This is a genomic window from Pseudomonas sp. 5Ae-yellow (genome assembly GCF_014077575.1).
GTDB classification, from domain to species: domain Bacteria; phylum Pseudomonadota; class Gammaproteobacteria; order Pseudomonadales; family Pseudomonadaceae; genus Halopseudomonas; species Halopseudomonas neustonica.
Map to the genome: position 1 here is coordinate 20310 of NZ_JACGWE010000023.1, position 11653 is coordinate 31962.

Consider the following 11653-nt stretch of genomic DNA (forward strand, 5'->3'; position numbering starts at 1 on the left):
CCGCCCATACACTTGATAGCGAGAGGCAATCATGTCTGCCCATACAAATCGTAAAGTGGTTCTCAACCAGCGCCCGCAGGGCGAAATCAAAGATGGCGATCTGGTCATTAAAGAAGAGCCGGTACGTGCGCTGAAAGACGGCGAAGTGCTGCTGCAAACCCTGTGGCTGTCGCTGGACCCCTACATGCGCCCCCGCATGAATGACAGCAAAGGCTATATGGACCCGATCGAAATCGGTGCACCTATCGTCGGTGAAAGCATTGGCCGTGTTATTGAAAGCAAGTCTGACAACTACAGCGTTGGCGATGTGGTCACCGTCTATTCAGGCTGGCAGGAGTACTGCATCATTCCTGGCGACGCTCCCATGGTCTACAAGATCAAGGATCAGGGCGCGCCGCTGCAGACGTATCTTGGCGTTGCCGGTATGCCCGGTCGTACCGGTTACTGCGGCCTGATGTACGTGGGCAAGCCCAAGGCAGGCGAGACCGTTGTAGTGGCTGCGGCTTCCGGCCCAGTGGGTACCGTGGTTGGTCAGACGGCGAAGAAACAAGGCTGCCACGTAGTGGGTATTGCCGGTGGCCCCGAGAAGTGCCGTTATGTCGTTGAAGAGCTGGGCTTTGATGCCTGCGTTGACTACAAGGCCGGTAATCTGGATGCCGATTTGGCTGCTGCCTGCCCGAAAGGCATCGATGTCTATTTTGAGAACGTCGGTGGCGACGTTGCCAAAGCGGTTGCCAAACTGATCAATCCCGGTGCTCGCGTGCCGATCTGCGGCTATGTATCTGCCTACAATGCTGAAGATCAGAGCAAGGTAGAAACACCTTTCCATATCTTTGGTGCGCTTGATCCCAAGCCTGAGCATCGCTTCTTCCTGGTCACCGAGTGGCAGGATAAGCATCAGGAAATCACCGCACTGCTGGCTGGTCAGGTAGCGTCCGGTGAGCTGAAGTACAGCGAAACCGTAGCTGAAGGTCTGGATAACGCGGTTGATGCGTTCAAAGGCATGCTCAACGGCAAGAACTTCGGCAAGCAGTTGGTACACATCGCTGACTGATCTGCCTGAGTGTTGAATTCACCGGGCGGCGTCGGGTCGCCCGGTGATTGATGACTTTATATAAGCTCTCTCCTCCGCATTATCCTTTTCCTGCTTTAATCCCTCTCTTCGTCTTGCCGCATAATGCCTGCGAGTTGCTGTTGTTTCGGCGTCTTTTGGTACAAAAACTGCATCGATTGCACTGTCCTGAGCCAAGCGCGGTTTCTTGTGCTGCGCGTGCTCGATAACAGGGCATTGCTATCACCGGCGCGCTATCAAAGTGCCAGTTTCGAAGCGGACCAGGTATCGACTATGCCCGTCTCTATGATTGATGTGTTATGGCTCGTGCTGTGTGCCGGGCTGGTATTCAACATGCAGATTGGCTTTCTCTGTCTGGAGTCAGGCCTGACCCGCAGCAAGAACGCGATTAATGTTGCGGTCAAAAACATGGCTGACCTGGGCGTAGCGGTTTTTCTCTACTGGCTGTTCGGTTTCAGTCTGATGTTTGGTGCCAGCTCCACCGGGCTATTTGGTGGTGGCTTCGTGATGCTCTCCTTCAATGATACCTGGCAGGCGGCATTCTTCCTGTTTCAAGCGATGTTCTGTACTACTGCCGCGACCATTGTCTCTGGCGCCGCAGCAGAGCGTATGCGTTTTACCGCCTATTTGCTGGTCACAGCCATCGCCGCCGGTCTGATCTATCCGTTCTTCGGCCACTGGGCCTGGGGTGGCAGCTTCAGTGCCGGTGAAGGCTGGCTGGCCGGTCGCGGCTTTGTCGATTTTGCCGGCTCTACCGTGGTGCACGGTGTTGGCGGCTGGATTGCGCTTGCGGTGATCCTGATTCTTGGTCCGCGTCATGGTCGCTACGATCAGGAGCGCGAAGGCCGCAGCATGCCGGGCTCCAATTTGCCGCTGGCAATGCTTGGCGCTCTTATGCTGATGTTCGGCTGGTTTGGTTTCAACGGCGGCAGCACGCTGGCGTTTGACGGGCGGGTGCCCGGCATTATTGCCAATACGGTGCTCGCTGCGATTTCCGGCACTTTAGGTGGCATGCTTCTGTCGTGGTGGCGCTGGCGCTTGGTCGACCCGGTCTATCCGCTGAATGGGTTGATCGCGGGCATGGTGGCAATCACTGCCGGTGCGCATGTGGTGGATGCTGGCGCCTCAGTGCTGATCGGCTTGGGCGGCGCCCTGGTAATGTATCTGGCCGACCGCGTGCTCAATCGTTTGCGTATTGATGACGCCGTGGGTGCCGTTCCTGTGCATCTTGCCAGCGGGGTCTGGGGTACGCTGGCTGTAGCGCTATTTGGCGATCTGTCATTGATCGGCACGGGTTTGAGCCGCTGGGAGCAATTTGTAGCACAACTGGAGGGCGTGCTGGTGGCCGCAGTCTGGGCCTTTGGTGTGACCTGGATTCTGTTGCGCAGCATCAACCGGTTCTGGCCCATGCGAGTGACCGCTGAGGCCGAGCGCAAGGGGCTGAATATCGCTGAGCATGGCGCGCGCACCGAGCTGATTGAGCTGCTGGAAGCGATGGCCGCACATCAGCAGGCAGGCGATCTGCAACGCGATGTGCCGGTTGAGCCTTTTACCGAGGTAGGGCAGATTGCTGCGCAGTACAACAAGGTGATTCATGCACTGCGCCGCGCGGTAGGTATGACGCAGAGCATCATCCGAGACATCCGCGATGGAGTGATTACCTGCACCAGCGACGGGGTTCTGGCGAGCTGTAATCCAGGCGCAGAGCGGCTGTTTGGCATGCCAGCGGGCGCCTTGATTGGGCAGCCTCTGGGGCGCCTGGTGGCAGATCGCAGCTGGCAGGGCATGCCGCAGCCGGCAGCGGGCAGTGAGCTGATGAGCGAGGTGCTGTTCAGCCGTAATGAGCATGATCAGTTTGTCGCTGAGCTGACCGTCAGTCGCGGAGCTTTTGATGAGGATGTGTATACCTGCATGATCCGCGACATCACCGAGCGGCGTCGCATTGAGCAGCAGCTATTTCAGGAAAAGATGCTGGCGCAAGTGACGCTGGCCTCAATCGGCGATGGCGTGATCACGACCGGGCCGGAGGGTCGAGTGCGCTACTTGAATCCGGTGGCGCAGACATTGACTGGCTGGAGTGAGGCAGACGCTGCCGGTCGCGCTCTGGATGAGGTTTATTGTCTGTACGATGAATTCAATGATGAGCGTCTGGGTAATCCAGTGACGGCGTTGCTGCGGCGCTACCGGCAGGCGCTGACCAGAAAGGAAGGCACCATGTGCCAGCTACGCCGCCGTGACGGTAGCGAAGTGACAATTCAAGACTCTGTCGCGCCGATTCGTGATGCCGAAGGGCACATCATCGGCGCCGTACTGACCTTCCGAGATGTCACCGCCAATCGTCAGCTGGCGCGCGAGCTGTCGCATCAGGCGGCGCACGATACGCTGACCGGACTGACCAACCGCAAGGAGTTTGAGCGCCGGGTTGCCCTGGCCCTGGCAAAGCCACCCGTTGAGCGCGGCGAGCAAGTACTCTGCTACATGGATCTGGATCAGTTCAAGATCGTCAATGACACCTGTGGCCATGCCGCCGGCGACGAGCTGCTGCGCCAGTTGGCCAAGCTGTTTCAATCCCATGTGCGCAACAGCGACGTGCTGGCCCGCTTGGGCGGTGATGAGTTTGGCCTGTTGCTTTCGGGCTGTTCGTTGGAGCAGGCGATCCCGATTGTGGACGGCATGCGCGCCCTGGTTGAGGAGTTTCGTTTTAGCTGGCAGGACAAAACCTTCGCCGTTGGCGTCAGTATTGGGCTAGTGCCGATTGAAGAACAGATGGCGACCATCGATGTGTTGCTCAGTGCAGCAGATAGCGCCTGCTACGCCGCCAAGGAGGCGGGGCGTAATCGTATTCATTTGTACCAGGCCGACGACGCGCAACTGCTGGAGCGTCGTGGTGAGATGCTCTGGGTCAATCGCCTGCGTCAGGCACTGGATGCCGACTTGCTGCGGCTCTATGTGCAGCCCATCCATGCGATCAGCCGGCAACAGAACAAGCCGAGCTATGAAGTGCTGGTGCGCATGCTCGGTGAGGATGGCCGCGTTATTCCGCCAGGGGCATTCATGCCCGCGGCCGAGCGCTATGATTTGTCATCAGCGATTGATCGTTGGGTTGTAGGTAACTTTCTGGCCTGGATGGGCGACTTCAACCGTCGGCACAACGGCGATATTGGCAACTACTCGATTAACCTGTCGGCGGCGTCGCTGGTTGAAGTGAGCTTTCTTGATTTTGTTTTGGAGGCGATTGAGCGCCATGCGGTACCGCCGCAGAACCTCTGTTTTGAAATCACTGAAACCAGTGCCATTGCCAACCTGGGTAAAGCTATTAGTTTCATGCAGCAGCTCAAGGCCATCGGTTGCATGTTTGCGCTGGATGACTTTGGTTCGGGTTTATCTTCCTTTGCCTATCTCAAGACCTTGCCGGTGGACTACCTGAAAATAGATGGCGTGTTTATCAAGGATATCGCCAGTGATCCGATCGCTCGCGCCATGGTCGCCTCAATCAATACCATAGGCCATGAAATGGGCTTGGAAACGGTCGCGGAGTTTGTCGAGAGCGAAGCGATCATGCAGCAGTTGCGCGAGCTGGGAGTGGATTATGCGCAGGGCTATCATCTTGGTCGGCCGCAACCGCTCATTGAACTCGATGGGGTGAGGATGATGCCGCGTTGAGCGGGTTTTGGTGTATGACTACGAATAGCGCCTGAGGCGCAACTACGCGGTTGCACGGACCAGAAAGCCCCATCTGAGCGGGCGAGTAGCGCAGAGCTGCCGGGGAAAAGGCGCTCGCGGTGTCTGAGGTGCGTAGCGCCGAGTTTGCGAGTGTCCCCGGCAGGTCGAGCAACGCAGCGAACCCGCAGGGCCGCACAGCTGGGTGCCTAGGGGGATTGCCAAGGGGGAATGGGCAAGCATTCCCCCTTGGCTCGCCTAGAGGCGAAAAGCGACAGGGAGCTAGCCAGCGCAGGTGACAGCAATTGGAGAAAGCCGCCGGTCTCCGGGCTTTACGGTTTGGCTCAGGCAGCCAAGCATCCCGTCATGGCAGATAAATCCGAAACTCCCCACCGCCCAGTGCACTGTTATTGCTGATGGTGATGTGTCCGTAAACGCCATTACGTTGATGCTGCTCTGCGATCCGCGCGCCAAAATACAGGCCCAGACCGGTGCTGCCGCTGCTCATGTTGATGCCCAGAATATAATCGGACTGCGCTTCGAGCATGCTCTTGGGGTAGCCATCGCCGTCATCGCTGATGGCGAGTACCAGTTGTTCCTGCTCTAACCAGGCGCGCAGATGAATAGCGCTTTTGGCGTAGCGAATCGAATTGTTGATAACGTTGCCGATAACCGAATCGACCAGTTCCGGGTCAAAAAAGCCCAGCATTCCCTCGGTGGCCACGTCGTAGCTGCTGTCTATATGGTGCGAGATGAGAATGTCATGATGTCGCGCCAGGGCGGCCTCAAAGAAATCTTCTATCTCGACGTGCACCGGTTGCAAGGGCAGTTGGTTAACCCCGAGCTTATATAGCCCCAGCATCTGTACCAGCATGCCGTTGAGCCGCATCGACTCGTATTCGATGATGGCTTGCTCGCGGCTACTGTGTAGTTCTGCCGGGAGCTTGGCGGCGAGCGCGCTGTGCGCTTGCATCAACATGCCCAGCGAGTTCTTCATGTCATGGACGGTAGAGGCGATGACGGTAGAAAACCCCAGCGCCTGTTCCTCCTCCAGACCCTCGTCCTGGCTGCTCATAGTGACGCTACTCGCTCACACAGCTTGCGATACCGCTCATGTCGATGATCTGAGCTGGGCATGCTGCGCACCTGCTCCAGACAGGCCATGCACTCTTCGCGTAGCGCGGGTGTCGGCTCGTTGATCAGCAGACGCACCAGTGACTGGGCGGTGTTGAGCGCGAAACTGATGTTGCGCGGTTGCATTGCCTGTGCGGCGCGGAAACTCTCCAGCGCCTCGGGATACTGCTTTTGCTGATACAGGCGAATACCTTCGCGGTTGTGCGTTTGTGCATGCTCGCCCGCGGTCAGGATAGCGGGATCGCTGGTCTGTTCGGCAATGCCAGCCATTACCTTGGGATCATCGCCGTACATTTCGGCGCAGGTGCTAAGCAGCGTGTCCGCCTGATCAGCCTGTCCCAAAGCACGCAGTTGGCTGGCCACCTCGAGCGCCGTCTCTGCAGGGAAGAAGGTATCCAGCGAGCCGAGTTTTTCGCTGGCGTTGAGCGCCAACTGTTTGGCTTCGCTCTGCTTGCCAGCCTTGATCAGGCTGGTGGCCTGCGCCAGGTCAGCACGCGCGGTCAGGCCCGGATCATTCTTCCAGCTTTTGCTGACGTCCCCCAGGGTTTGCCTGATTTCCAGCAAGGCTTTGGGCGAGGGCGCCCCGTCACCGGCCTGATCCTGCAGGCTGCCGGCCAGATTCAAATGGTTTTCCGGATCACGAAACTTTGAGTGACGGCCCAGATTGACGGCTTGCCGGTAGGCTCTGATAGCACGTTCGGGGTCCTGGTTAGCGCGGGCCAGTTTGCCCAGCTCGGCCTGGCGCTGCGGGCTGTTGGGCGAAATCTTGACAGCCTGTTCGAGAAACGTCTGTGCCTTGAGCAGGTCACCTTTGGCGACTTTTACCTTCGCCAGGCAGTCATATAGCGCTGGCAACATGGGGAACTGGCTTATGCCCTGTTCCAGGCTGCTTTCTGCCTTGTCGAGTTCGCCGCGTTCCAGCCAATGATTACCCAGCATACTCAGTGCCCAGGGCATGGGGCGCTCTGCCAGCAGGCTGGTCAGCTGGGCTTCGAGTTCCTTGTGCATACCAAGGGCCTTCAGAGCATCGGCTTTGTAGCGCTGGCATAACGGGGCGTAGCGTGGCTCAGCCTTGATTACTTTTTCGCACGCTTGCAGTACTTCGCGGTGTTGCTGCTGTGCCAGTGGCGCAAGAATAGGCTGCAACGCGATTTTACGCTCGACCAGCTTGTCCAGCCGTTGTTGCAGGCTGGCGCGGGTAAAGGGCTTGGTCAGGTAGGCGTCAGGTTCGAATTCCAGTGCCGCCAGCACCATGGCCTGACTGCTCTCGGCGGTCACCATGATAAAAATACACTGCGGACTGATCAGGCCGCCTTGGTGTAATTCTTCCAGTACCTGTTGACCGTTCTTGCCTTCGCCGAGATTGTAGTCGTGCAGAATGATGTCGTATTTGCAGTTGCGGCACTGGGCGATCGCTTCTTCGCCATTGGCTGCGATATCGATATGTTTTGCCGCCATTTGGCCCAGCATGCTTTTTACCGAGGAGCGAAAGTCGGAAAAGTCATCAACGATAAGAAAGCGTTTTTGGTTGTAGCTGATCATCTGGTGTCCCGAGTGTGCGTCATGGCGAGCTGCTAATGCTAATGAGTCTAGACCTTATTGACTCGTTTCTGCTGCGCCGCATTGAGATCATTGTGCCATTATTTGAATTGATAGACTTCATCTGGTGCTGCTTAGCGCAGCGTTGGTGAGTCCCGAAATTGATTGTAAGCCCCCCATCCTGATCTATCGCAACACTTAAGGGTGCCATGCCAGCCCACCATGCCGGTTTAGCCCTGCGCGTTGATGTGATGACATTGGCACCTAAAGCCGGTTTGGCTGTCTGGATTCAGCGCTGCCGGGTGATGGCGTTGGATTCGATTACCTGCTGACCCACCGGTGCGGTCAACGCTGCCTGCAGCATGGCTGCTGCTACATCGCTGGTTTTAACCGCTCGCAGGCGCTTGGGTATTAGAGGTTTGAAGGTTCGCGAAATCAGCAGCCCCATAACTTCGCCCGGGCGGTCATCCGGTCGCGGGCCGCCATCGAGAATCGACGGCCGTACCAGTGTTAAGGAACGAAAGTCCATGGCGCCCAGATCATGCTCTACCTCGCCCTTTACCCGCAGGTAGAAAGAGCCGGAGCGTGCACTGGCTCCGACGGCCGAGTTGAGCACGAAGGTGCGGGTTCCCGCGCGCAGCGATAGCCGCGCCGCCGCACAGACATACTCTCGATCCACCAAACGGAAAGCCGCTTTTGAACCGGCCTGTTTCAGGGTCGTACCAAGTGCGCATAGCGCGGCGTCGGCTCGCCACCATGGGGCGTCATCGGGTAGCTCGCTGAAGTCGACCTGCGGATTCTCTAAATGCGCATAGTGCGTGACCGAAACAGGCAAAGGCCGCCTGGTGGGCGCTACTACTTTAGTAACGGCCGGATTGGCTAGCGCCTGCCGCAGAATGTCCATGCCCACCAGTCCGCTGCCGCCGAATACCAGCAGTGTCTTGCCCTTGGTCTCTACCATGGGTATTTCCTCAATCAGATTGTAAGCTCCAGTTAAGTTCAGTGTGGTTCATTCTGCGTCGTAGTGACGGAAAAATGTGGCAACAACTTGGCTTTTCTTGTCGGGAGCCTTGTTGTCGGTAGCAGGTCCAAATTCGAGTAGTGACTATTTCAGGAGAACGGAATGAACACAGGTGGATTGCTCGATCAGTTGTTGAAGGCGGGTAGCGGTATGCTGGGCGGACAGAGCGGTTCCTCGCCGCAAGCCAGCCAGAACAGCGGTGGCGGTAACAGTCAGCTGGGTAGCCTGCTCAGCGGTGCTGGCGGTGGAGCTCTGGCGGCAGGCGCGATCGGCATGCTGCTGGGTAACAAAAAGGCCCGCAAGTTTGGTGGCAAGGCGATCAAGTATGGTGGCCTGGCTGCACTGGGCGTGGTGGCCTACAAAGCTTTCAGCAATTGGCAGCAGCAGAACCAATCTGCGCCCCAAGGGCAACCGCAAACCGTGGATCGCTTGCCGGCACCGCAGGCAGAGCAGCACAGCCATGCCATTCTGCGCGCGGTGATTGGCGCGGCGAAGGCAGATGGTCATGTAGATGATCGCGAGCGTGAGTTAATCGACGCGGAAATCGGCAAGCTGACCAGCGATGCGTCAATGCAACAGTGGTTTGATCGCGAGCTGAACAAACCATTGGACCCGAGTGAGATTGCCAGTGCTGCCAGCACGCCGGAAATGGCGGCAGAGATGTATTTGGCCAGCGTGCTGATCGTGGATGAAGAGAACTTTATGGAGCGCAGCTATCTGCAGGAGCTGGCTAGCCAGTTGCAGCTCGATCCGGCACTCAAGGCCGAGCTGGAGAAAGAAGTCCGCCAGGCCAGCTAAGGTCAGTGGCCATGGCTGCGGCCAACATGTGAATCAGCGTCGCCGCACTCTACGGCGCCGCTGGTTTCCAGCTGCTGAATAATGCCGCAATGATCTACGTCGCTGGCGCTATGGCAGCGATGGCGCAGCTCAATCAGTTGTTCGCGCAGTTGGCTCAGGCTGAGTAAGCGGTCGCTGACGTGACCAATATGCTCGTCAATCAGACCGTTGACGTCGCCACAGCTGGCTTCAGGTTGCTCGCGCAAACGCAGTAGCTCACGGATTTCATTCAGCGTCATATCAAGCGCACGACAGTTGCGGATGAACACCAGTTGCTCCAGGTGATGATCCTGATACTGGCGATAGTTACCCTCGCTGCGCGCTGCTTCGGGTAGCAGACCTTCGCGTTCATAGTAACGAATGGTTTCCACCGCGGTGCCGGTGAGGTCGGCCAGTTTGCCAATTTTCATCTTGCCATTCTCTCGCGTGACTCTGTGGTAACTACAGGGTTTCTACTCTGCCTCACCTTTCTCCGCAGAGTCCAGCTTGGCTGGCTAGCATCATTTGAATTCGAGTTAGCGGGATTGTTGTCATTCAAACACAACACTGACTGATACTTACCTTGGTCTAAAGGTCGCTGTATAGCCTGGTTGAACGCTTTACGGCCGATACGACATTCAGTCTCACGATAAGTCGCAGTATTTTCCAATGGTGTGTCATATCCGCGGCGAATATGGCGCGCATTGTCAGTTAACTGGCGCTTTAACAGTGGACGATCTACGTTTTATGCAACAAACTGTTGCTTCAATACAAAAATAATATTTCTGCATTCCGCCACAGGCTGGATGAAGGAGAAATTAGCATGATCAAGTCAGGTTCTTCGTGGTTCGTTCCTCTGGCGCTCGCTTTGATGTTTGGCGCAGCCGCTGTTTTTGCTTCATCCCAATCGCCATTGCCAACCGGCGACCTGTTCGGCTCGCCCATCGCTGTGGTGAGCGATATCTTTAATCGCTTCTGACCAGACCGCCGCTTCCACTTCGCCCCACGGAAAGGGGGGCATGACTCAGGTTATGGATAGCCATGAAGGTTCAGGTAAACGGCGTAGCCAATGAAGTCTATGTGCGCGGAGCTGGGCAACCGCTTCTGCTGCTGCATGGCAATCCCGACAGCCACCTGATGTGGTTGCCGCTGATTGCGAAACTACGTGGCAACTACCACCTGATAGTGCCTGACCTACCCGGATTCGGCGCCAGTGAAGCGCGCGCGGATCACAGTGAAACCACCTTGAAAGGTATGGCCGAATGGGTCGCCCACTTACTCGATGCTCTTGATGTGGAGCGTCCTGTTGACCTGCTGATGCATGACTTTGGTGGTGTCTATGGTCTCGCCTTCGCGACCACCTACCCTGAACGTGTGCGCCGCCTGATTATTACCAATAGCGTGTTTCAGCAGGACTATCGCTGGCACTTCTGGGCGCGTGTCTGGCGTCAGCCGCGATTAGGTGAGTTGGCCATGCTGCTGATGGGGGTACCCTGGCTGGGCAAGGCCATGTTCAGTGCTGCACTGCGCAGCGGTGGTCCGGGTCTGAGTCAGCGGCAGATCACTGACGCCTACCGACGTTTCACACCCTCGGTTCGCCAACAGGCACTGCAACTTTATCGCGCGACCGATCCTGGCAACTTCGCTGGCTGGGAGACCCGTATGCTGGTCGTTACCGCAGAGCATCCTACGCTGGTGCTTTGGGGGCAGCGTGACCCCTTTATTGCCACGCGATACGCTGACCGTTTTGGTGCCAGCAAGGTTGAGCGCTTCAATGAGGCTGGTCATTGGGTGGTGGTCGAGGCCGCCGATAGGGTGGCGCCTTTGATTGATGCCCACTTGTGCGATAGCTAATAGGTTTTTATTGAGCCGCTGGCTTAAGTCTTGCGACATTCTGTAGCTATAGATTACGTTCCGCTCTTGCTGGCGCGTTGCTAGACTTGCCGCCATGACGCTTACGCCCTCCCAACGCTCCCTTTTTGCCTGGCTGCTGTATTTCAGCATCCTGTTCAATGTGCCGACCTGTGGTCTGCTGCATGGGCAGACGGCGGGCATGCAGCTGAGCGGCGTGGGCATTGTGTTTTGCTCGCTGGGCTACGGTAGCAGTGTGGATTTAAGCGCTGATGATGGCAGCTCGGCAACCAACCTGATGGCGTTCAAGTGCCCGGTTTGCGGGAGCATTACGCTTTCCATCGCATTGCTGTTTGCGCTTGCCTGGTTATTGACGATACGGCGCGATCAGCCGCCCGCCCTGCGCCGTCTGGTGCCGCGCGGGTACCCACGCTATGCCTGGCCGCCGGCCAACCCCAGGGCGTCGCCACTGTTCTGACCTTTCCACCGCCACCGTGGCGGTATTGATGCTCTCGACCCGCTTGCCCTGCCTTGCAGTGCGCCTGATCGAGCCAATGGAT

10 protein-coding genes are annotated in these 11653 nt (G+C 57.5%); 6 read left to right on the forward strand and 4 right to left on the reverse strand.

What is annotated here, in order from left to right; all coding sequences use genetic code 11:
• Positions 1-31 precede the first annotated feature (31 nt).
• Together H4J77_RS13610 and amt are read left to right on the forward strand one after the other, a co-directional pair.
• Positions 32-1054 carry an NADP-dependent oxidoreductase gene (locus tag H4J77_RS13610; protein WP_123888783.1) on the forward strand — a complete coding sequence of 341 codons (1023 nt, stop codon included), beginning with the start codon at positions 32-34 and terminating at the stop codon, positions 1052-1054.
• 291 nt (positions 1055-1345) lie between these two features.
• Entirely contained in the window at positions 1346-4735 is a 3390-nt protein-coding gene (gene amt / locus H4J77_RS13615) for an ammonium transporter (RefSeq protein WP_182248890.1), read from the forward strand.
• Positions 4736-5096: 361 nt separating this feature from the next.
• Here the strand turns inward: amt and H4J77_RS13620 are convergent, their stop codons facing one another.
• The 3 genes from H4J77_RS13620 to H4J77_RS13630 form a co-directional block, all read right to left on the reverse strand.
• Positions 5097-5807 carry a sensor histidine kinase KdpD gene (locus H4J77_RS13620; protein WP_182248892.1) on the reverse strand — a complete coding sequence of 237 codons (711 nt, stop codon included), beginning with the start codon at positions 5805-5807 and terminating at the stop codon, positions 5097-5099.
• Positions 5804-7408 (reverse strand): tetratricopeptide repeat-containing response regulator, encoded by a 1605-nt coding sequence (locus H4J77_RS13625; protein ID WP_182248894.1) that lies wholly within the window; start codon positions 7406-7408, stop codon positions 5804-5806. The genes H4J77_RS13620 and H4J77_RS13625 overlap by 4 nt, the downstream gene beginning before the upstream one ends.
• A 286-nt stretch (positions 7409-7694) precedes the next feature.
• Complete coding sequence (locus H4J77_RS13630; protein ID WP_123888779.1) at positions 7695-8366, reverse strand: NAD-dependent dehydratase; 672 nt, start codon at positions 8364-8366, stop codon at positions 7695-7697.
• A gap of 162 nt (positions 8367-8528) precedes the next feature.
• Here H4J77_RS13630 and H4J77_RS13635 point away from each other — a divergent pair, with 162 nt between their 5' ends.
• Positions 8529-9224 (forward strand): tellurite resistance TerB family protein, encoded by a 696-nt coding sequence (locus H4J77_RS13635; RefSeq protein WP_182248896.1) that lies wholly within the window; start codon positions 8529-8531, stop codon positions 9222-9224.
• A gap of 2 nt (positions 9225-9226) precedes the next feature.
• On the opposite strand, the gene cadR is transcribed toward H4J77_RS13635, so the two are convergent.
• Positions 9227-9673 carry a Cd(II)/Pb(II)-responsive transcriptional regulator gene (gene cadR, locus H4J77_RS13640; protein WP_123888777.1) on the reverse strand — a complete coding sequence of 149 codons (447 nt, stop codon included), beginning with the start codon at positions 9671-9673 and terminating at the stop codon, positions 9227-9229.
• A gap of 392 nt (positions 9674-10065) precedes the next feature.
• Here cadR and H4J77_RS13645 point away from each other — a divergent pair, with 392 nt between their 5' ends.
• The 3 genes from H4J77_RS13645 (at position 10066) to H4J77_RS13655 (ending at position 11571) form a co-directional block, all read left to right on the forward strand.
• Entirely contained in the window at positions 10066-10221 is a 156-nt protein-coding gene (locus H4J77_RS13645; protein ID WP_158611243.1) for a hypothetical protein, read from the forward strand.
• Between the two features lie 62 nt (positions 10222-10283).
• The gene (locus tag H4J77_RS13650) at positions 10284-11096 is read left to right on the forward strand and encodes an alpha/beta fold hydrolase (protein ID WP_182248898.1); all 813 of its coding nucleotides are present in this window, start codon (positions 10284-10286) and stop codon (positions 11094-11096) included.
• Positions 11097-11190: 94 nt separating this feature from the next.
• Positions 11191-11571 (forward strand): DUF2946 domain-containing protein, encoded by a 381-nt coding sequence (locus H4J77_RS13655; RefSeq protein ID WP_182248900.1) that lies wholly within the window; start codon positions 11191-11193, stop codon positions 11569-11571.
• Positions 11572-11653: the final 82 nt, after the last annotated feature.